We start from the raw sequence: 19768 nt of genomic DNA, 5'->3' as shown, positions 1-19768 counted from the left end.
CAGCGCCTGCGTTCCGCGTACGGGCGTCAGTGCGCCAGCGCCCGCTGTGCGTCGTGGAGGTTCTGCGGCCAGACCGTTTCCGGTGTGCCGTACGCCTCCAGGCGCGTGTGCAGATCGCCGGTGAAGTCGGGTACGTCGATCTGGTCGAACTCCGTCACCTCGCTGACGCCGACGGTCGCGCTGTACGGGGCGAGTCCGTCGATCCGCATCAGGCCGGCCCGCCCGTTGGTGACGCGGATGTTCCAGTGCGTGAAGCGGGCGCCGAAGAGCGGTCCGGCGCTCGCGTCGCCACCGTGCCGCCCGTTGTTGTTGACGGTGATGTCGGTGCGGACGTTGGCGAACGGCATCCCGCGGTGCGAGTCGAAGGTCCCCATCTCCATCTCGCCGCGCGACCAGACGTTGTGGCTGGACAGCCCCTCGACATTGATCCCGTGCAGCTGCGTCCCCGCGGGCGCCGGGACGGTGCGCCGGGCGATGGTGAAGTCCTCGATCAGGTTGTCGTGCGAACCCTCACGGCAGTAGTACGGGTGGTGGGAGCCGCGCCCCTCGACCCGCGTACGGCGCAGGGTGCAGGCGGACGCGCCGATCAGCCCGAAGCCGTTGTCGACGTGGCGGACGGTGATGTCGTCCGCCCAGCAGTCGTACGCGCACTGGAACGCGACCCCGTTGTACCCCTTGTCCAGAAGGTGCGGCGACTGCGGGGTCTCGACCGCTTCGAGGGTGAGTCCCTCGACGCCCGAGCCGGTGAGGGGGGTGGCGAGCGTGGTCAGGCGCGGGTCCCACTCGGGGCGGACGTCGAGCGGCAGCGGGCGCTCCAGGGTGACCCGGTCTCCGTGCACGGCGGTGATGCGGACGGGCCACTCGTAGGGGACGTACGAGGTCAGCTTGGTCTTGTCGTCCCAGTAGTACGCCTCCGGGCCGGGGCCGCCGCCCGCCATGTGCTCCAGGAGGGTGTGGTCGGCGTCGTCGGCGAGGCGGAGCAGGACGAGGTCGCCGCGCCCCAGCCGCGTCGTGTCCCGGACGGTGATCGTCCGGTCGCCGCGACGGGCGGGGGCGACCGTCGTCAGGGTCTGCCACTCGTCGCGCCTGTTGCCGGTCCAGCCCTCGAAGGGCCAGGCCTTCGCCCTGATCGCGTCGGTGAGCGAGGCCCAACGTTCCTTCGGGCAGAGCCAGATGAGGCCGCCGGCCCAGGACCAGCCGGACTTGTCGCCGCCGTAGCGGCTGCCGTAGAAGCCGATCAGCTCGGTGAGATTCCTGGTCGCGTACAGCTTGGTGCGCCCGCTGCCCGCGCCGCGCACCACCACATTGCTGTGGCCGATCCGGATGAGGTCGTCGATGCGGTACGTGCCTGCGGGAATGAGCACCGTGCCACCGCCACGCTCTCCGGCAGCGGCGATGGCACGGTTGATCGCGGGGGCGGCGTCGGCGGAGCCGTCGGGTACGGCGCCGTGGTCCAGGACGTCGGCGACGACGTGACGGCGGCGGGGAAGCTCGGAGCCGCCCCGGTATCCGGCCCGGCCGATGAAGGGGATCTGCGCGTGGGTGAAGGGGGCGGCCGTGAACTCCCGCCAGAGGGGGGAGGCGTCGCCCGGGGCGTGACCGCTGCGCGCGTTCTGCGCCGCCGCCCGGGCGGTGCCCGCGCCGATCGCGCCGGTCGCCGCGGCTGCGGCCACGGCGGCCGCGCTGCCGAGGAGTCCTCGCCTGCTGATGTTCCCCACAGAAGCCATCGAACCGACCCGCCTTTCATGCACGTGAACTACGTTCATGTCTGCGTCGGCGGTGAGCATGCCACGGCCCCCTGGCGCCGCGAAAGACTTGTGCGGTGGGGATCTTCAGGCGAGGGAGGTCAGTTGACGGGCCGCTGAGTCAGATGCGTGAACGCATCCAGGTTCCGTGTGGACTCGCCGCGCGACACCCGCCACGCGTACTCCTTGCGGATCGCGCTCGCGAAGCCCAGCTCCAGCAGCGTGTTGAAGGAGCCGTCGGCCGCCTCGAGGACCGTGCCGAGCAGCCGGTCCAGTTCCTCGGGCGTGACCACCGAGAGCGGCAGCCGGCCGACGAGATAGATGTCGCCGAGCCGGTCGATCGCGTAACTCACGCCGAAGAGGCGGAGGTTGCGCTCCAGCAGCCAGCGGTGGACCGCCGCGTCGTTCTCGTCCGGGTGGCGGATGACGAAGGCGTTGAGGGAGAGCGAGTGCTTGCCGACGATGAGCGAGCAGGTGGTGGACAGCTTGCGGGTGCCGGGAAGCTTCACCACGTAGGTACCGCGGTCGGGGCTCTCCCATTCGAGCCCGGCGTCCTTCAGCGTCGCCTCGATGACCTGCGCTGTTGCCGCTTCGGCGGATACGTCAGCCATGGGGTGAGCGTACGTGAGGCGGGGTGCGGGCGTACGTCGCCCCGGCGCGGGTGCGCGCAGGCCGTGGTGGCGGGTGCGTCAGACGTGGTGCATGCGGACGCGACGGCGGTGTTCGTGCATCGCCGCCGTGTACACGTCCGCGGTCGCGGACGCGGCCGTGTCCCAGCCGAAGCCCTGCGCATGCGCGGCCGCCGCCCCGCCCATCCGGGCGACGAGCTCCGGCGACTCGGCGAACCGGGCCAGCGCCTGTGCGTACGCCTCCGGGTCGTGCCCGGGGATCAGGAAGCCGCTCGCCCCGTCCCGTACCGCCACCGGCAGCCCGCCCACGGCCGCCGCGACGACGGGGGTGCCCGCCGCCTGCGCCTCGATGGCGACCAGGCCGAAGGACTCGCTGTACGAGGGCATGACCAGCACGGATGCCGCCCGGAACCAGTCGGCGAGCTGGTCCTGGCCGACCGGCGGGTGGAACCGCACAACATCGGCGATCCCCAGCCGCGCCGCCAGTTTCTGCAGCCCCTCCGGCTTGGCGAGCCCGCTGCCGCTGGGGCCGCCGACCACCGGAACGACGATCCGGGAACGGAGCGAGGGGTTCCGGTCCAGCAGTGCGGCCACCGCGCGCAGCAGCACATCGGGGGCCTTCAGCGGCTGTATGCGACCCGCGAAGAGCGGGATGAGGGCGTCCTGCGGCAGTCCGAGGCGGGCCCGGGCGGCGACGCGCCCGTCGGCGGGGCGAAAGCGGTCGAGGTTGACCCCGGGGTGGACAACGGCGACCGCCGCCGGATCGGCCTCGTAGAAGCGGACGAGCTCGTCCGCCTCCTCCGCGGTGTTCGCGATCAGCCGGTTCGCAGCACTGACGATCTGCGTCTCACCGATGACCCGGGCGGCCGGCTCGGGGGTGTCGCCCTCGGCGAGCGCGGCGTTCTTCACCTTCGCCATGGTGTGCATGGCGTGGACGAGGGGAACGCCCCAGCGCTGCGCGGCGAGCCAGCCGACATGGCCGGAGAGCCAGTAGTGGGAGTGGACCAGGTCGTAGTAGCCGGGCCGCTGGCCGGCCCAGGCCTGCATCACGCCGTGCGTGAAGGCGCAGAGCTGGGCGGGCAGGTCCTCCTTGGCCAGGCCTTCATAGGGTCCCGCGTCGACATGCCGGACCAGGACGCCGGGCGACAGCTCGACCGCCGGGGGCAGTGCGCCCGTGGTGGCCCGGGTGAAGATCTCCACCTCGATGCCGATCGCGGCGAGCCGATTGGCCAGCTCCACGATGTAGACGTTCATGCCGCCCGCGTCGCCCGTGCCCGGCTGGTGCAGCGGGGACGTGTGGACGGAGAGCATCGCGACCCGGCGGGGTTTGCGATGGCTGCCGGAAAAGGTGCCGGGGAACCTGAGGCGCGGCGCCATACGGCCGCTGCCGAGCCGAGAGACGTACTGGCTCACGTCGTCCGGTCCTCCTCGCTCGGGGCATGACGCCGAAGGGACACGGAGCCCCTTCGAAAGGCTGGAACAGCGGAATACGTCCTTTCATTTCCGCTTTACCAAATCATTACGCTCGGCCACGGCGAGTCACCGCCCCCGCCCGGACGCGACAGTCCTGCAGGTCGCCGCCCCGGGGGTCGTTAGGCTCGCTGTCATGCGCCCCATCGGCACCGCGACCCGCGGGACCACCAACCCGAACCGGCTCCGCCGCATGGACCGCTGGATCGCCGCCACGCACGGCCCGGCCCTGCGCCGCTCCGACGCCCCCGTCGCCGTCGACCTCGGGTACGGGGCCGCGCCCTGGACCGCCGTGGAACTGCTGCACCGCCTGCGCACCGCCGAACCGCGCACGGCGGTCGTCGGCATCGAGATCGACCCGGAGCGGGTCGCGGCGGCGAAACCGTACGAGGAGGAGGGGCTCACCTTCGTCCACGGCGGCTTCGAGATCCCGCTGGCCGGCCGCCCCACCCTCATCCGGGCGGCGAACGTGCTGCGCCAGTACGAGGAGGGCGAGGTCGCCGCGGTCTGGCAGAGGCTCTGCGCCCGGCTCGCACCCGACGGGCTGCTGGTGGAGGGCACCTGCGACGAGATCGGGCGCCGCCATGTGTGGGTGGCGCTCGGCCCGGAGGGCCCGCGCACGGTCACGTTCGCGACCCGCCTCGGCTCCCTGGACCGCCCCTCCGATCTCGCGGAACGACTCCCCAAGGCACTGATCCACCGCAATGTGCCGGGCGAGCCCGTCCACGCATTCCTGCGCGACTTCGACCGGGCGTGGGCCGCGGCGGCGCCGTACGCCTCCCTGGGCGCGCGGCAGCGCTGGATCACCGCGGTGCGTTCGCTCTCGGGCGACTGGCCGCTGACGGACGGGGTACGGCGGTGGCGGCAGGGCGAAGTCACGGTGAAATGGGCGGCGCTGCGGCCCGAACCCGACAGGCCCTGAACAGGAGTGCTCCGAGGGGCGCCCGGGAACGCGGACGGGGCGTCGTTCGTCCCAGACGAGGGGGAGCGATCCCTGCACGACCGGCATGACCCGTGTGACCCGAGTGCCCGTCAGGACAGGGCCTGTATGCCTCTGTTGCTTTTCGGTAGGGCATGGCACGATCTCGACGTCACGAAAAGTTACTGACGGTTAATCAGATCCGTTCGGAGGGGGAGCTCGTGAACCGACGCCACTGTGCCGCTGCCGCGATCACACTGGTCTGCACGCTGACCGTACTGACCGCGCCGACCCAGGCATTCGCGGCGCCCGCACCACCTCCCCCCACCGCCTCCCCCGCGGCGCCGAAGAAGAGCCTCGAAGAGGTGCGCAAGGAGATAGAAGCCCTCTACCTCAAGGCCGGTACGGCCACCGATGCGTACAACCTCGCCGAGGAGCAGACCCAGAAGCAGTCCGGCGAGATCGTCGAACTGGCGAAGGCGATCGTCGAGGGACAGGCGAAGATCGCCGACCTCAAGAGCAAGGCGGGCGCCCAGGCCCGCGAGCAGTACCGGACCGGAGGGCTGCCGCCGGGCGCGCAACTGATGCTCAGCAACGACCCGCAGATGTTCATGGACGGCATGAACCGGGTCTGGCAGGGCCAGCAGGCGGCCAAGGGGGTTCTCGGCGAACTGACCAGGACCCAGGCGGACCTGGAGATGTACACCAAGGACGCGAGCACCAACTGGAAGAAGCTCGAGGCCAACCGGATCAAGCAGGCCAAGGCCAAGAAGCAGATCAACGCGCAGATCGCCGCCGCGAAGAAGCTGGAATCACAGCTGGAGAAGGAGGAGCGGGCCCGCCTCCTCGAGCTGGAGCAGGAGGCGGAGTACCGGGCACAGACCGCCTGGCTCGGCTCCGGCGCCCTCAAGGAGATCAACCGCGAGGCGAGCGAGCGCGGCAAGAAGGCGGTGGCCTTCGCGACGTCGCAGATCGGCAAGCCGTACGTATGGGGGGCCGAAGGCCCGGGGTCGTACGACTGCTCCGGGCTGACGTCCCAGGCGTGGGCGGCGGCGGGACGTCCGATCCCGCGCACCTCGCAGGAACAGTGGCGACAGCTCCCGCACATCGCGATCAAGGACATGCGCCCCGGCGACCTGATCATCTACCACGGTGACGCGAGCCACGTGGGGATGTACATCGGCGACGGCGCGATCGTGCACGCACCGCGCCCGGGCCGGAATGTCACGCTGGCGGGCGCGGGCTCGATGGAGATCCTCGGGGTGGTCCGCCCGGACAAGTGAGGGCCCCCGCACCGGCCACCCCCCGTCCAGCGACCCGGACCACGCAACCACGCGCCCGCGCCGTGAGCCACGCCACCCCCGGCCCCGCCACAGGGTGATGTTTGTCATGACCCCCTACCCGGCCCCGGGCGGGCACATCGCGCCGGATCCGTGACGGGACGCGGCTTATGGCTCCGCATATGCCAGGGGTCGGTGGCCGTGCGCCATTCCGTTCGCCTGTCCGGTACCGCTATCGTCCCGGTCTGGCGGGTCGTCGATCGTCGTTCCGCCGCGCCCTCGGGGGGAGGGAAGGAAACCGAACCGATGCCCGTACCCGTACCGCAGCAGCGAGCCGTTCCCGCTGTGGAAACCACCCACGTCGCCGACCTCACCCTCCTGGTGATCGAGGACGACCCTGCGGGCACCTTCACCGTCCCCGAGCTCCCGGCCGCTGCCGGCACCCGGGTGCGCATCCGCACCGCCCGCAACCTGACCGAGGCGGCCCGGCTCCTCACGGACGACGTCGACTGCATCCTGCTGGACCTGGCTCTGCCACCCGGCAGCGAGACACGCACCGGCGAGGGCGCCGAGGGGCCTGCCGAGCTCGCCACCCTCAAGCATGTCCTGCGCATCGCGCCGCGCCACGCCGTCCTCGCGCTGACCGCGGAGGACGACACCGAGCTGGCCGCCGAGGCGGTGCGCGTCGGCGCCCAGGACTATCTCTTCCGCGGAGAGCTCGACGGACGGCTGCTCACCCGCGCCATCCGCTACGCGGTCGAACGCAAGCGCGCCGACGTGGCGCAGCACCAGCTCACCGAGTCGACACTGCGCGCCCAGGAGAACGCCCGGCTGGAACGCGGGCTGCTGCCCACCCCCCTCCTCCAGGGCTCCGACCTCCGCTTCGCCGCCCGCTACCGCCCAGGACGCAGCCGCGCGCTGCTCGGCGGGGACTTCTACGACACGGTGCGTACGCCCGACGGCACCGTTCACGCGATGATCGGCGACGTCTGCGGCCACGGCCCGGACGAGGCGGCGCTCGGTGTCGAACTGCGCATAGCATGGCGGGCATTGACGCTCGCGGGCCTCTGCGGGGACGAGCTGCTCTCCACGCTCCAGCAGGTCCTGGAGCACGAGCGGGAGAGCGAGGAGATCTTCGCGACGCTCTGCACCGTCGACATCTCTGCCGACGGGCGCCGCGCCGGTCTCTGCCTGGCGGGCCACCCCGCGCCGCTGATCGCCCGCCACGGACGAGCGGCACAGCTGCTCCCGTACGAGAACGGCGGCCCGGCCCTTGGACTGCTGCCGCGTGCCCGCTGGCCGCGCAAACAGGTCGAACTGGGTGGCTCCTGGAGCCTGATGATGTACACGGACGGTCTGATCGAAGGCCGCGTCGGGGCGAACGAGACGCAGCGGCTCGGCCAGGACGGCATGGTCTCGATGATCAACCGTCAACTGGCGGAGGGGCTCACCGGAGAGGCACTGCTGGAAGCCGCCGTGGCCGAGGTCCGGGAGCTGAACGGCGGTGAACTGACCGACGACGTGGCGGTCCTGCTGCTCGACCGCGACCGGAGCGGCAACCGGGGCCGGAGCCGGAGCAGGTCGCTCCCCCGCCCCCGCCCCGGATCGGCGCCGTCACCGGCGAACGCTCAGCGCCCGCCGTTGTAGGGCCCGTACGGCCCGTCGCTGCTGGAACCGCCGCGCCGGCCACCGCCGCCGGAGACCGCCTTGAGCGCGGGTCGTACGTCGACCATGAAGACGATCGACGCGACCGCGCCCGCGAGCTGCAGGAACAGCATCGGCACGAAGAGGTTCACGGCAACGGTGATGCCGAGAATGATCAGCCAGAAGGACTTCTTCTGCTTGTCCGCGGCGCGGTACGCGTCCTCGCGGGCCGTCGCGGCCAGGAACAGTGCGACCACGGCCAGGACGAGCATGATCATGTAAAGCAGCCAGACGAGCGTGCTGAATCCTGTGAGCAACATGGTGTGCACCGCCTAATAAGTGGATGAGCGCCTCGCGGCCAAGGTACCGGGACAACGAGCCGGCCACCCCGAAAGGTGCCCGCCCCGAGCCCCGGTACACACCGTCCGCAGTGCTACTTGGCGGTCGGCGGCGTGGTCTTCTTCGCCACGGGCTTGCGCGCGGGCGCCTTCTTGGCGGGCGTGGGCGACGTGCGGGTCGCCGCCTTGGGAGCGGTCTTCGGCTCGCTCTTGGCCGCGGGCTCCGTCTTCGGCTTCGGCTTGGGCTGGGACTCCCGCCGCGGCTCGACGACGACGGCGATCTCGACGATCTCCTCGGCGGTCTCGCCGCGCCACGTCCGCACCGTCTGCTCGCCGCGCTCGGCGACCTTCTCGTACGTCTCCCGGGCCCGTACCGCGTACTCCGCGGCCACTCCCAGGCTGCGCAGCGCCAGGTCCTGGGCCGACTCGCCGAGCTTCTTCAGATCGGTGTCGAGCGACCCGAGCACCTCGGAGACCTTGGCCTGCACGGTGGCCTGCGCCTCCCTGGCCTGCGTGGTCACCTTCTCCTGCACGGCCTTGGGGTCCGTGTTGCGCACGGCCTCGATGCGCTCGGGCGCCTCGGCACGCAACTGCTCGATCAGGGCCGGAACCTTCCGGGCCTGCTCTACGGCGAGGTCCGCCGTACCGGCGGCGAAGTAGAGGGGGGTCGGGTCGGTGAGGGTCTTGCGCAGGTCATCGGTGATGGCCATGACTGTGGTCCTCCCGGATCATCAGACTCAGTGTGAGGGTGGTGAAGGCTTTGAAGCTGTATCGGCATCCGTGCCGTCCACGCTGAGGCCGGATTCGTCACCGGGGTCCCCCGGGACGGTCTCGAACCCGTTCTCCTTGCGGAAGGAGTCGTAGATCTGCAGCAGCACGTTCTTCTGCCGCTCGTTTATCGAGGGATCGGCCAGGATGACCGCCCGGGTCTCCAGCTCCTCCCGCTCCCGCTCGTCCAGAATCCCGGCCCGTACGTAAAGGGTCTCGGCGGAGATCCGCAGGGCCTTGGCGACCTGCTGCAGCACCTCGGCGCTCGGCTTGCGCAGCCCGCGTTCGATCTGGCTGAGATACGGATTGGACACACCGGCGGCATCGGCGAGCTGCCGCAGCGACAGCTGTGCATTGCGACGCTGCTCGCGCAGGTACTCACCGAGATTGCCGACGTTGAGTGATGCCATGACTCGATAGTGCGCCACCGCTGCTAACTTTTGCAAGCGCGCGCTTGCAAAAGTGTTCCGCACCACGTGCGGCCCCATTGTGACCGAGCACGATAGGTGTCGTATTTGCACGACACCTGCCGTCGTCCGCGTGCGGCTCCCTGGTGCAGGTGCTTTGGGGACGGCCTCCGCGAGTCGCCGAGAAGCGGCGTTGTCGGTGGGCTCTGCCAGGGTGTGCGTCGTGGATGAACTGGTGGAGCGTGTCGATGGTCAAGATCGCGTGCTGGGGGCGGCCAGCCGCCGGGAGGCCATACGGGAGGGGCGGCTGCACCGGGTCGCCGTGACGGTACACAGGCCGGCAGTTGATCTGGTCGCGGGTGGCCGGATCTGAGCGTGATCCCCGTTGCGCAACACGCTTTAGGGCAGGTCGTTTAGATCCTCGTGGTACCCGTCTAGTGCTCTGACCGCATACGTTCACCGGGTCGGCCCTGTCTTTGATGAGGCATGCCGGAGCTGCGTCGTGTGCGCTCGCGGACGAGGCTCCAGGCGGGCTCAGCCGTGGAGGAAGGAGGTGACTTCGGAGAATGGTGTGGCGGTCTCGGGTGTGAAACGCCTGGTCTCGCCTCGGAAGGAGCGGACCTCCAGCCAACTCTGGGATGCCGCAGTCGGGAGCACGTCCAAGAGCGCCTTGAGGTCTGCGGATCTGAAGACCTTGAAGGTCTGCGTCCGGCGGTAGTTGGACGGCTGGACATCGAACCTGAGGTCGACGACCGGCTGTGGCTGACGGCTCCAGTCGCTGTAGGGCAGTGCACCGTGGCCGCGGATTCGCGCGTCGACGAGGACTTCCGGATCCGCGTCGCCGATCTCGCAGTCGAAGATTGGGAAGGCTGTCGCGACGCGAGCGGCGATGGCTGGATACGCGATGCAGGCTTGCCCGAGTGCCGGCGCGCAAAACAAGGCGTGACTGAAGGGTCCCACCGGCATTGACAGCGGCACCTTGTGGTGGGATTGCCCGTCGAAGGGCAGGTCGCGCCCGGCGCCGAGGACGGCCAGAAAGGACGACACGGCCGCGGGGTCATGGCACTGTCCGCGCACGGTGAAGCGAACGGCGCTGCGTCCCTGGTCTCGCAGCACGAAGTACTCGTGGAATCCCATCGGGTGATCCGGGGCATGGCTGCGGTGGTACGTCTCGTCAAAGCCATCTATTGGCAGATACTCGGGGACCGGGGCATGCGGCCGGGTGCTTGACTTGATCACGTCGAGGACGGGCGTCTGCTGGTCAAGTTCGGCGACGTCAAACGGCCGCTCGACCTCGGCGAAGCCCTTGCGGAGCCATTCGTTGATCTTGCGGGAAGCGTGGCGGCTGGCATGCTGTTCGTCGTCCAGCGTCGACGTGCTCGCCTTGCCGCTGGTGCCTATCGTGCCCCAGCGGAGGAAGCAGCGGATGCCTTCCTGGCGAATCTCCCGGTACTCGGTCTTAGCCCCCTGCAGGAGCTCGAATCGCCGCCAGCCCGTCAACAGTTCCTCCAGCGCATGTGAACAGGGGAGTGGCGCCGTGCAACCCCGGGCCGTCCTCCGGCCGACACGCTATCCGGTGACCGGGCCGGTGGTCCCCACTCCCGGCGTCGTTCACGCCGCCGCAGCGACTGGTCGTCCGCCCCAGCGGATGCCTTTCTCACTGCGGACACGCGCACGTTCGCGGCGTTGAGCGGCCAGGACGTCGGGGTGGCGGGCGTTCTTGTTGCGCCATCGCAGGTAGGCGTGCAGGGCCCGGGTCTGGACGGTGTGGTTGCGGTGGTTGGAGTTGGCGATGGTGAACTGCCGCAGCGGCCCGAAGTGGGCCTCGATCGGGTTGGCCCAGGACGCGTAGGTCGGGGTGAAGCACAGCTCGACCCGGTGCTTCTTCGCCCAGCGGCGGATCGTCTCGCCCTTATGGGCGGACAGGTTGTCCAAGATCACGTAGATCGGGGCTCCGTCGGGGCGGGCGGCCCGGATCGACTTCAGCGCGGCCAGCGTGTTCGCGGCGCCCTTCTTGCGGCGGTTGACGCCCCACAGGGTGTCGTCACCGACCGAGTAGCAGCCGTGGAAGTACCGGATCCCGTGAGTGCGGTGGTAGGTGGCGGGATGCCGCTCGGGGTGTCCGGCGGCGGCCCAGCCCGAGCCCATCGTGGGCCGTATACCCAGAGGGCCGAACTCGTCGAAGGCGAACACTCGGTCGGGGAAGCGGTCCAGGGCCTCCTCGATCCGATCCAGTTTCGTGTCGCGGTCGGGGTCCGGGGACTCCTTCCAGGTCTTGGTGCGCTGGAAGGTAACGCCTCGGCGGGCGAGCAGGCCGCGTAAGGCTTCCCGGCCGATGCGAATGACCCGGTCGTGTACCTTCCGCAGGTAGGCGGCAAGTTTGCGGATGGACCAGCGGGTGAAAGGCTGGCCGAGCTTGGTCGGGCGGGTGGTGGCCGTCTGGACAACGAAGTCCTCGTCGTCAGGACTGAGTAGGCGGGGGCGGCCTCCCGCCCACCGAGGGTCCAGGCAGGCCAGGCCGATCTCATTGAACCGGTGGATCACGTCGCGGACGGTGTCCTCGTCGGCCCGCACCAGCTGCGCGATCACCGGCACCCGGTTCCCGCCGGCAGACGCCAGCAACATCATCGCGCGCCGGTAGCGCACCGAGCTGGTGCTGCCCCGCCGCACGATCTGCTGCAGCTTCTGCCCCTCCTGGTCGGTCAACCTGCGCACACGGACAGGCTCGGCCACCACACCCCCAGCGGTTCGGATCGGACGTCACCACACATCCAACCGCCTCGACCAGCAACCCGGTGAACGTATGCGGTCAGAGCACTAGATCCTCTTCATCCCCCTCTAGAACCAGTCCATCGAAAGCTCGCAGTAGTGGGTAACCCACGTCTGGCTCGACTGCGGCGATATAGCACGCCCAGCCCAACAGTCGACGCGGATACATCCCCTCGGCCTCGCCGCCAAACTCTGTCATATAGACGTCGTATCCGAATTTCGATATCACGTGCGAAATCCACCGCATCTTACGCTTTAGACTGCGCGGAATCCGCGGCCCATCCGATTCTCCGACATACAAACCGGTAACATATTGCGGACCACCGCGCCGCATGAAAGTGGTCTTGCGCGTATTTACCGACCAGCCAGCTTCATCAAGAATGCGAGCGATATCCACTGAGTGGCGGTCAGTGACGTCGCCAGAAAAAGTGAGATCGTCCACATAGCGCGTAAACGACAGGCCCTCCGACCGCGCATACTCGGCAAGGGAGTGGTCCGTGCTCAGGAAAGACAAATTGGACAAGAGGGGCGACGTGCTAAGCCCGATTGGCAGCTTGCCGCCGATAGTAACGAGACTGACAGCAAGCTCCGCAGCTTTCTCTTCGTAGCCTTGCTCTCGCAATGAAGCCCTTATTGTTGCGGCACCAATGGACGGAAAGAAATCCTCAAGATCCATGCGCAATACACACCTCTTCGCAAGGTGCTGACTGGCATTACTGATCGTGGAGCGCCCGCGAACAAATCCGTGAACATGGTTGGGCGCCTTGTACGAGAACCGGCTCGTAAAGCTCCGATGCAAGTTCTTGCTAATGGCGTTGAATGGCGACTTCAGCTCGACTACTTCTCGTATTCCGCCGTGCTTCTTGCGGTGCCTTCGCTGGACGTAGAAGAGCCCTTCACCCGCAGGCAGGTGCGCGGATAGCCATTCTAGATTTTCAAGCGATAAGCCAGCTTGCTCAGCCAGCTGATCAACTGAGAAGGGCACTGGACCTCCTGCGGTGGCGCGTCACGAGGTAGGGCCACACTCCCGTGCAAGGGCTATCAGGCAACGCACGCGAACTCGCGCACAACGTTGACCGCGGCCCTACCTCGCGCGGGACTATATCACACATCAATGAAGAGGGTCCTTTCGACTAGAAATGCGACCAAGCTCGAACGAATAGAGCATGGAAATGGACGGTTCAATCTCACGAAATGCTCTATAAGCGAAATCTTTCGGGTTCGTGGTGCGGTCCTTTTGGAGCCATCTGGCCACGTCTGCCATAACATAGTCAATGATGGCCGTAGACATGTAATCACGCTTAGCAACCATTGAGATATTCGGCCGTGGCAACGAGGCATCTCTACCGGCCTTTTTGCGGGCCCGTCTGACGACGGCATCGGGAAGTCGACGAATGATCGATGCCATTTCTTCGCTCTGTTCTATGTAGCAAAGAAACTCGGGTTCATGGCGATGCCGAATCAACAAATCACCCAACAACCTTACATACATGAACTCGATTAGCTCGGGTTCGGCCTTGCGGGGGAAGCTCGTTCGATCAGTGACGACCATGTACACCCTGAAGAAGGCAGTCCGCATAAGCTCTCGAAATGGGACGGAGATCTCTGTCGGATCGTTCGAGCTGTGAAAACCATCCTTGCGAAAATCTTCGAAGCTGCCAAATCCAGTCAAGCTGCGCCGCGCGACCAGGCGTTTGTACAGATCCTGGATTCTTTCCTCGATGTCTTCTGCATCGTCACCGAGTTCAACCGCACCTACAATCAATGACTGAGAAGCGTTTCCGTTTCCCGACTCGTCCATAAATAACTTCACCATAAATAGCCTTTCATGAGGCATCCCGCAACACCGTTAAGCCATCCGCGCCACCAAGCTAGAAGGACAATGGTGTTCACCAGGCCATGCTCGGGGTTTCCCGGCTTCACAATCTGGCTCTCCCCGGATAACGCTCACCCATACGAGACAACCTCTAGCTATCCGATTGGCTTTCGATGCGAGTGACCTGATCAGGTCCGGGATGATCTACACCGGGCACCATGGGGCTCTCGTAGTCGAACTCCACCTTGCCGAAGGAGTCGCTGTTGATGGGCGGGGGGTCATTGTCGGCGATGATCAGTTGCAAGCGTTCGCCATATGCGTCAGCCAGCGTCCTGAAGCGGCTGTAGATCTCGGCCGCGCGTTGCCGGTCAGAGGCGTTGTTGCCGAAGGCCTTGCGCGGTGAATCGATCACGAGGAGCGATGGAACGAGGACGTTGGAGTGGTCGAGTCCGAAGGCAAGGAGCGTGAGGCTGTAGGCAAGGTTGACGGAGGTGGCGATGCCCCCGCCGGAGGCCTGCAGGGACTCGAAGGGCCGTCCGTTGACCACCGGCAGGTAGGTGTCGCGGTCGATGACGGCCGTGTCGACCCAGGGCAGGTTCCAGCTGGTGAGCAGTTGGCTGAACTCGGTGCTGAGGTCACCGAGCAGAGTCTGGCTGGCCTTGAGCTGCTCGGACTTCTCCTTGATGTCCTTGTTGACCTGCCGTCGCTCGGCCTTAAGCGAGCGGATGTCCGCGTCGATGGTGCGCACCCGTGCCCAGGATTCGCGCAGTTGGGTGATGGCATCAATGCTGGCCTTGAGCGAAGCGACGCGGGAGCTGGCCTCGGCGATGGCGTCGAAGCGCGGGGCGACCGCATCACGGGTCTGGGCGTCGAGCTCTCGGCGCAGGCTGGTGACGGCGAAGCTGAGTTGCTGCGACCGCTCCTGGATGGTCTGCAGGTGCGCCTCATCCGACTGCTGGATGCGCTGTGCGTCCTCAAGCTGCTGCTGCAGGGCCGTGCGTGTCTCTTCGATGGCAGCCGGGTCGACGTCGGCCTCAACTGGGTCAAGTTGGAGACAGACGAGGCAGTGACCATCCTCGACGGCCCGGGCCGCCAGCGACTGCATGCACCGCGGGCAGACGACGAACTCGAAGGGGGAGAGCTGGTCGATGGCCGTGACCGACCGTGCGAGACGGGAGAGGTCGAGCTGTACCTGAGCGACGACGGCATGCCGCGCCTCCACTAGGTCGGCGGCCGCGGACACTTCTTCTTCGGTCTGCCGGGCGGCGCGGACGGCGCTCTGTAGCTCGTCACGCAGCGCGGTGTCGGCAGCGGTCTGTTCCTCAAGTTCGGTGCGGAGGCTGGCCAGGGCGGACGATGCCCGCTCCAGGGTGTCGCGCAGCTGAGTGAGTTCGGCCCGCAGTTCGTCGTCGCTACGGGGGTCAGAGGCTGTCAGGAAGGAGCTGACGTTGTCGTGCTCGGCGGTTCTGGCCTTCAGTGTGTCCAAGAGCTGGTTCCTGGTGCGCTTGAGCTCCATGAGCGCACTGTCGGTGAGCCCGAACATCAGGCGGAAGAGCTCTCTGCGCTTGGTCTCAAACCAGCTGTCCAGGTGACCGACGACCTGGCGGTCGATCTCGCGTGCTTGGAGGTAAACGTAGGCGTATAGGTCGTTGAAGGTGAGGTTCTGCGGCCGCGCTGCTCCTTCTCGCCGTGCGGCGATCTGCTCGCGCGGGAAGCCGAGCGCGTCCAAGAGGTGGTCGGAGAGCGTGGTGACGCCTTCCGAGGCCCGCAGAGGCAGGGTGCGTTCCAGAGCGAGGGAGTGTGGATCGAGGAGATCCACGGTGTCAGCGGTGTCTCCCTCAATAGTCCGCCTAAGGACGACACGTTCGTCGCCGGCCACGATCTCGGCCTGGACCGACAGGACGTGATCGCGGACCGCCGGGGTGAGCATGGCGCTGCCGCCGAGGGCGTGCTTGAAGAGCATCAGCAGACTGGACTTGCCAGTGCCGATGGGGCCGGTGATCACGGTGGCCGGACGGTCGAAGCGGTAGGTCCGTTCCGCCTCGGCGGTCGTGACGGTCAAAGCGACGATGCGCAGGTGGACGGCCATGTCAGATCTCCGTCCGCCAGGGCCGGTCGACGGCGTCGGGCAGACGGTCGTAGATGAGGTTTTTCAAGGCCGATCCTGACTTGTTGAAATGCCGCTTAAGCAGCTTGATGCGGCTGGCGACAACGGCCCATTCCGGCGTTGCGGCAAGAGAGGCCGCGGCGGAGGCGCCTTGCGGCGTGGCGCGAAATTCGGCTCTGGCGCTGTTGCTGTAGACGATCAGGCCGCGGGCGGCGAGTGAGCCGAGGACGCTGTAGTAGCGCTGGTCCCAGGGCCCGTACTTGTAGCGGGTCATACGGCTTTCGACCGCGAGGCGCTCGGGTGGTGTGGGGGCGGTTCCTGCCGGCCACGACGCCTCGCCAGCAGGCAGGAGACGTTCCAGCATCGCTGGATAGCGCAGCAGAAAGTCGAGTTTGGCGAGCTTGGTCAGGCCGTCGAGCCCCCCTTTGGGGGTGGTGAACTGCGAGATGAGCAGGAGGATGCGCGCCTCGTGGTAGTGGACCTCTCGCTGCTCTGCCTGCCGCCTCTGAGTCCGCATGCGCACTACGGCGGTCTCGAAGTCGGCGCTATGGGTCATGAGGCCTCCTCATCCGTGTTGAAATTCTCGGAGAAGAAGAAGAGGCACTCGTCGCACAACTGGTAGGCCAGCCCTCGCAAATGCAGGTTGCTGAGCAAGAACGGCGGCGGCGACGGCAGAGCGTCGACCTTCAGTTTCTCGGCCAGCAGGTCGTTCATCCTGTTGCCGAACTCGCTGCCCTCGGCGACCTGAGCGCGCGCATGGCGTCGGCACTCGAAGGCTATCTCCAGCACGTCCATGGACAGGTTCAAAAGGTCCGTTTCATCCCCGGCCAGGCCGGAGCGGCGCTCGGACCAGGTCGTGTACCACGCGGAGCGGAGCCGTTCGGCGAACGCCGCCTCGTCCAAGGGAACCAGGCCTCGGCGCAGCTTGCGGCCGAGCTTTGCCCCTCCCGGTGCCAGCACGGGCGTCTGACCTCGGGGAAACGTGGGCAGCTGAACCGTCGTGTACGCGATCGCCTGGCGGACGATCTCGCGGGTGATGCTACGCCGGCCGATGCGCTGCTGCATCCGCGTACTGTGACGGACACGGCTCGGGTCGGCGATGTAGACAGCAAGTTGGCTGCGGTCGCTCTCATCACGGTTGGCACGCTCGATCCGGTCCACGACGGCCCGGTAGGTGCTCTCAAGGTCGACATGCGCCAGCTGCAGTTGCTCGACGGCAGGTACCAGAAGCCGTTGGATGTTGACGTCGGTGATGTGTGCGCGCTGGGGCGGATCGCAGGAGATCTCCAGGACTGCGAGGAAACGAAGAACCCTCTCCACGAACCCCGTTGGCACCTGAATGTCAGCGAGCTTGCTCACCTGGGGTGTTTCCGGCACGTTGGGATAGGGCTGTTTCCAACGGACTTTGAGCATCTGGCGGGCGATTGTCTCCGCCATAGAGGGCAGCCCATCCGTGAGCTCTGGCTCCGGGCCGCACATCCGAGCCAGTGTGCCGGCATTACCCTTGATCGGACTCAGCGCCGCGTTCGTCGCCAGTCTGAGTCGGACATTGGCGGCACACTCGCATGCGCACCAGCGGTCAAAGAGATGGGTCAGGCCGCCGCTCTTGCACAACTCCGTAAGCGACCAGGTGCCCTGATTCTCTTCGCGATGCTTGACCGATACCAGTTCTACTGACCCATCGGCCCACGCCACGACGAAGTCCTCGTGCCACTCGCAGACGACGAAGTCAATTGCTTCCTCGGTGAGCATGGCGAGACACTCTCGTGCGGCTACCTCCGCCTGGTACCGGTAACGGCCCAACGTGTCCGAGCCGCTGTCTTCCTCCGGGGTCAGTTCGAAGAGTGCGTGCCCTGAACCGTCCGGCCCATCCGGCTCAGCGGGCGCTCTGACACCTTCAGCCCCGACGCCCACGCCTGCCGCATCGTCCATCTACGCCCCCGATCCGGCCCCGCGCTAGGGCACGTCCCCCGCCACTTCTATCCCGACATCTGAATAGAAGGTCCCTACCCGTATCACACTCCAGTACCACTGCGTAACAGTCCGTCGCAATTTGACGCCTGATCAGGTTTCTTGCGGCTACCTCGCCAGAGGGCGCCGGGCGCTCACACTGGCATCTCCATGGAGCGCGTTCGTGCGGTCACCGAAGCCGCTCTCCATCCCACCGACAGCGAATCCAAATGACGTTGAACGGGCTGCTGACCTAGCGTTCCGCCCATGACCACACCAGACGTCTGCACTGACGATGAGGCCAGTGTGACCATCCGCTGCCAGGACAACGCGTTCGTCGGCGTGACGTTCTGCGACCGGTTCAGCTTCGACGCAGACTCCGTGCACTATGCCGTCGAACTGCGCGCTCCCGGCCTGACCGCTCGCGTCGACGAGGTCGTCGCCTGGATCTGGGACAACGACCTCACCGCGTTCCTGGAAGAGCTCGCCACCGACTACCAGGGATGGGACGGCGAACGGAGCTGGCAGACCAACGACCGTGACCTTACGGTGTCGGCGGCCTTCCGGTCCGGTGGCTATGTCGGGCTGACCTGGGCCTTGCGGCCGTGGACGCAGGCCGCAGGCGGCTGGGGCGCCTCGGTGACCACCTGGCTGGAGGCCGGCGAGCAGATGACTTCCCTCGCGGCCGATGTCCGGGCCTTCCTCGCCGAGGAGCACCAGTGACACCGACATGCGCATCACCTGGACGCTAGCGGGTTCCGGGTGGGCTTGGTTGCACCCTTGAAGATCATCAGGCAAAAGTCGTGCTCACTGCGGCCTCCATCACCAGTACGCCCGAGGAGTTCCTGACCGCAGCGGCCCGGCTCGTGGCGGTCGAGCCGGAGAGCCATACCCAGTTCGATGCCGTACTGACCGCCTACCGGTGGATCTTCTACCGCGAAGGCGTCAGCGACCACGCCGAGAGACGCCGCAGTAGCGAGGGAGATTCCTCGTGCGGGCCGGGCGTCACGGCCGTACGGGCCGTTGGGGGAGGCGATGACCGGGGACTTTCGGCGGAGGAGGTGGGCAGGGCGATGCCACGTTCGATGGCGATCCGCGCCACGATCTCCCCCGCGTCCTCGCGGATGGGAGCAGACCCCGGGACGCTGTGTTCGGCAGCGAGCGTGGCCGAGGCGACCCCGGGCCGCTCGGCCACCCTGGGCGGTCGCTTGATGGTGACGCCGACGTCAGTGAGGATGCTCAGGTCGAGCTTCCAGGTGGTGGCAGAGCGCCTGCGCCAAAGCGCGAATGCGGAGTCGATGTGGCGCAGGGCGGTCACACCGTTCATCTTGGTGACCTTGGTCAGGTGAGCGAAGGCCTTCGACTCCAGGCCGCGGACCTGCGCGTATCCGTAGTGGGTGACGGTGTGGCAGTCGGTGCACAGGCAGATCAGCCGTTTCAGGTGCTGGGTGCGGGACCTGTCGTCGTAGATCCACCGCTCATGGGCCTCCAGCCACCGCTTCGTCTACCGGTCCTCGCCAGCGCCGCCCGCCTCGCACCGCATCCCCGCCCGCCCGCCCGCCCGCCGGGTGATCATCCGGCAGAGCCGCTTCCAGTCCCGAGGGCTCACGCAGGAGCGGACGTTGGTGAACCAGCAGCTGGAAGGCACGAGATCGACGAACAGCCCGTTGCCCAGCGTGCGATCCTCACCGGGCAGCAGGTCGGCCACATCCGGGGCTGCCGCCCACGGCTCCAGCATCGTCATGCCCTCGCAGGGCGCGTACCAGCGTTTGGCGGCCGGGTTCCACCGGGCCCCGGCCTTCTTGGCCTGGTCCTTCTCCGCATACGGCACGTCCAGCCAGATCCGCTCGACCACCGTCTTGTCTCCCCTCGCCGATGGCCCCAGGGGCTCCCCCTGATGGACGGCCACAACGACATCGAGCACGT

At 67.3% G+C, this 19768-nt stretch carries 19 protein-coding genes and 1 pseudogene; 5 read left to right on the top strand and 15 right to left on the bottom strand.

Annotated elements, in window-relative coordinates:
• Positions 1-26: 26 nt before the first annotated feature.
• The 3 genes from ACFU6I_RS08585 to mshA all read right to left on the bottom strand — a co-directional run bounded on the left by ACFU6I_RS08585 (position 27) and on the right by mshA (position 3787).
• Positions 27-1727, bottom strand: a complete 1701-nt coding sequence (locus ACFU6I_RS08585; protein WP_384363068.1) for a glycosyl hydrolase family 28-related protein — start codon at positions 1725-1727, stop codon at positions 27-29.
• A gap of 119 nt (positions 1728-1846) precedes the next feature.
• Positions 1847-2356 carry a YbjN domain-containing protein gene (locus ACFU6I_RS08580; protein WP_384363066.1) on the bottom strand — a complete coding sequence of 170 codons (510 nt, stop codon included), beginning with the start codon at positions 2354-2356 and terminating at the stop codon, positions 1847-1849.
• Between the two features lie 78 nt (positions 2357-2434).
• Complete coding sequence (mshA, locus tag ACFU6I_RS08575; RefSeq protein WP_384363064.1) at positions 2435-3787, bottom strand: D-inositol-3-phosphate glycosyltransferase; 1353 nt, start codon at positions 3785-3787, stop codon at positions 2435-2437.
• Positions 3788-3980: 193 nt separating this feature from the next.
• Between mshA and ACFU6I_RS08570 the strand changes: the two genes are divergently transcribed.
• The 3 genes from ACFU6I_RS08570 to ACFU6I_RS08560 all read left to right on the top strand — a co-directional run bounded on the left by ACFU6I_RS08570 (position 3981) and on the right by ACFU6I_RS08560 (position 7690).
• Positions 3981-4766: a class I SAM-dependent methyltransferase gene (locus tag ACFU6I_RS08570; protein WP_384363062.1), complete on the top strand. Its 786-nt coding sequence runs from the start codon at positions 3981-3983 to the stop codon at positions 4764-4766.
• A 218-nt stretch (positions 4767-4984) separates the two neighbouring features.
• Entirely contained in the window at positions 4985-6046 is a 1062-nt protein-coding gene (locus ACFU6I_RS08565; RefSeq protein ID WP_384363060.1) for a C40 family peptidase, read from the top strand.
• A 303-nt stretch (positions 6047-6349) separates the two neighbouring features.
• Positions 6350-7690 carry a PP2C family protein-serine/threonine phosphatase gene (locus ACFU6I_RS08560; protein ID WP_384363058.1) on the top strand — a complete coding sequence of 447 codons (1341 nt, stop codon included), beginning with the start codon at positions 6350-6352 and terminating at the stop codon, positions 7688-7690.
• Here the strand turns inward: ACFU6I_RS08560 and ACFU6I_RS08555 are convergent.
• The 3 genes from ACFU6I_RS08555 to ACFU6I_RS08545 all read right to left on the bottom strand — a co-directional run bounded on the left by ACFU6I_RS08555 (position 7672) and on the right by ACFU6I_RS08545 (position 9203).
• The gene (locus tag ACFU6I_RS08555; protein ID WP_266983191.1) at positions 7672-8007 is read right to left on the bottom strand and encodes a DUF2516 family protein; all 336 of its coding nucleotides are present in this window, start codon (positions 8005-8007) and stop codon (positions 7672-7674) included. The two genes, ACFU6I_RS08560 and ACFU6I_RS08555, sit on opposite strands and share 19 nt — an antisense overlap.
• Positions 8008-8120: 113 nt before the next feature.
• Positions 8121-8735 carry a hypothetical protein gene (locus ACFU6I_RS08550; RefSeq protein ID WP_384363056.1) on the bottom strand — a complete coding sequence of 205 codons (615 nt, stop codon included), beginning with the start codon at positions 8733-8735 and terminating at the stop codon, positions 8121-8123.
• 27 nt (positions 8736-8762) lie between these two features.
• The gene (locus ACFU6I_RS08545; RefSeq protein WP_384363054.1) at positions 8763-9203 is read right to left on the bottom strand and encodes a helix-turn-helix domain-containing protein; all 441 of its coding nucleotides are present in this window, start codon (positions 9201-9203) and stop codon (positions 8763-8765) included.
• Positions 9204-9414: 211 nt separating this feature from the next.
• On the opposite strand from ACFU6I_RS08545, the pseudogene ACFU6I_RS08540 reads away from it, so the two are divergent.
• Positions 9415-9537: pseudogene (locus ACFU6I_RS08540) on the top strand (NTP pyrophosphohydrolase); the annotation flags it as partial.
• Between the two features lie 197 nt (positions 9538-9734).
• On the opposite strand, the gene ACFU6I_RS08535 reads toward ACFU6I_RS08540, so the two are convergent.
• The 7 genes from ACFU6I_RS08535 to ACFU6I_RS08505 form a co-directional block, all read right to left on the bottom strand.
• Positions 9735-10700, bottom strand: a complete 966-nt coding sequence (locus ACFU6I_RS08535) for a WGR domain-containing protein (RefSeq protein ID WP_384363052.1) — start codon at positions 10698-10700, stop codon at positions 9735-9737.
• A gap of 111 nt (positions 10701-10811) precedes the next feature.
• Entirely contained in the window at positions 10812-11933 is a 1122-nt protein-coding gene (locus tag ACFU6I_RS08530; protein WP_384363050.1) for an IS630 family transposase, read from the bottom strand.
• A gap of 76 nt (positions 11934-12009) precedes the next feature.
• Positions 12010-12954 (bottom strand): reverse transcriptase family protein, encoded by a 945-nt coding sequence (locus ACFU6I_RS08525; RefSeq protein WP_384363048.1) that lies wholly within the window; start codon positions 12952-12954, stop codon positions 12010-12012.
• A 126-nt stretch (positions 12955-13080) separates the two neighbouring features.
• A complete protein-coding gene (locus ACFU6I_RS08520) occupies positions 13081-13770 on the bottom strand; it encodes a hypothetical protein (protein WP_384363046.1) in 690 nt (229 codons plus the stop codon).
• Positions 13771-13936: 166 nt separating this feature from the next.
• Positions 13937-15874, bottom strand: coding sequence for an AAA family ATPase (locus ACFU6I_RS08515; protein ID WP_384363044.1), 1938 nt, complete (start codon positions 15872-15874; stop codon positions 13937-13939).
• 1 nt (position 15875) lies between these two features.
• Positions 15876-16448, bottom strand: a complete 573-nt coding sequence (locus ACFU6I_RS08510) for a hypothetical protein (RefSeq protein WP_384363042.1) — start codon at positions 16446-16448, stop codon at positions 15876-15878.
• Positions 16445-17824, bottom strand: a complete 1380-nt coding sequence (locus ACFU6I_RS08505) for a dsDNA nuclease domain-containing protein (RefSeq protein WP_384363040.1) — start codon at positions 17822-17824, stop codon at positions 16445-16447. Before ACFU6I_RS08505 ends, ACFU6I_RS08510 begins: the two co-directional genes overlap by 4 nt.
• A 285-nt stretch (positions 17825-18109) precedes the next feature.
• Here ACFU6I_RS08505 and ACFU6I_RS08500 point away from each other — a divergent pair, with 285 nt between their 5' ends.
• Positions 18110-18565, top strand: coding sequence for a DUF6228 family protein (locus tag ACFU6I_RS08500; protein WP_384363038.1), 456 nt, complete (start codon positions 18110-18112; stop codon positions 18563-18565).
• 208 nt (positions 18566-18773) lie between these two features.
• Here the strand turns inward: ACFU6I_RS08500 and ACFU6I_RS08495 are convergent, their stop codons facing one another.
• Together ACFU6I_RS08495 and ACFU6I_RS08490 are read right to left on the bottom strand one after the other, a co-directional pair.
• Positions 18774-19169 carry a hypothetical protein gene (locus ACFU6I_RS08495; protein ID WP_384363036.1) on the bottom strand — a complete coding sequence of 132 codons (396 nt, stop codon included), beginning with the start codon at positions 19167-19169 and terminating at the stop codon, positions 18774-18776.
• Positions 19170-19346: 177 nt separating this feature from the next.
• On the bottom strand, positions 19347-19766 hold the full coding sequence (locus ACFU6I_RS08490) for a DUF5710 domain-containing protein (protein WP_384363034.1): 420 nt from the start codon (positions 19764-19766) through the stop codon (positions 19347-19349).
• Positions 19767-19768 lie beyond the last annotated feature (2 nt).

Source organism: Streptomyces sp. NPDC057486 (assembly GCF_042802415.1).
In the GTDB taxonomy this organism is placed as follows: Bacteria; Actinomycetota; Actinomycetes; order Streptomycetales; family Streptomycetaceae; genus Streptomyces; species Streptomyces yanii.
The sequence above is the reverse complement of the archived record's forward strand: the minus strand, read 5'-3'. Positions and strand labels throughout refer to the sequence as shown.

Bases quoted from the DNA above. Each gene is read 5' to 3' on its own strand.
- ACFU6I_RS08585 (WP_384363068.1), bottom strand. From the start codon at position 1,727: ATGGCTTCTGTGGGGAACATCAGCAGGCGAGGACTCCTCGGCAGCGCG.
- ACFU6I_RS08580 (WP_384363066.1), bottom strand. From the start codon at position 2,356: ATGGCTGACGTATCCGCCGAAGCGGCAACAGCGCAGGTCATCGAGGCG.
- ACFU6I_RS08570 (WP_384363062.1), top strand. From the start codon at position 3,981: ATGCGCCCCATCGGCACCGCGACCCGCGGGACCACCAACCCGAACCGG.
- ACFU6I_RS08560 (WP_384363058.1), top strand. From the start codon at position 6,350: ATGCCCGTACCCGTACCGCAGCAGCGAGCCGTTCCCGCTGTGGAAACC.
- ACFU6I_RS08555 (WP_266983191.1), bottom strand. From the start codon at position 8,007: ATGTTGCTCACAGGATTCAGCACGCTCGTCTGGCTGCTTTACATGATC.
- ACFU6I_RS08550 (WP_384363056.1), bottom strand. From the start codon at position 8,735: ATGGCCATCACCGATGACCTGCGCAAGACCCTCACCGACCCGACCCCC.
- ACFU6I_RS08545 (WP_384363054.1), bottom strand. From the start codon at position 9,203: ATGGCATCACTCAACGTCGGCAATCTCGGTGAGTACCTGCGCGAGCAG.
- ACFU6I_RS08520 (WP_384363046.1), bottom strand. From the start codon at position 13,770: ATGGACGAGTCGGGAAACGGAAACGCTTCTCAGTCATTGATTGTAGGT.
- ACFU6I_RS08515 (WP_384363044.1), bottom strand. From the start codon at position 15,874: ATGGCCGTCCACCTGCGCATCGTCGCTTTGACCGTCACGACCGCCGAG.
- ACFU6I_RS08510 (WP_384363042.1), bottom strand. From the start codon at position 16,448: ATGACCCATAGCGCCGACTTCGAGACCGCCGTAGTGCGCATGCGGACT.
- ACFU6I_RS08505 (WP_384363040.1), bottom strand. From the start codon at position 17,824: ATGGACGATGCGGCAGGCGTGGGCGTCGGGGCTGAAGGTGTCAGAGCG.
- ACFU6I_RS08500 (WP_384363038.1), top strand. From the start codon at position 18,110: ATGACCACACCAGACGTCTGCACTGACGATGAGGCCAGTGTGACCATC.
- ACFU6I_RS08495 (WP_384363036.1), bottom strand. From the start codon at position 19,169: ATGAACGGTGTGACCGCCCTGCGCCACATCGACTCCGCATTCGCGCTT.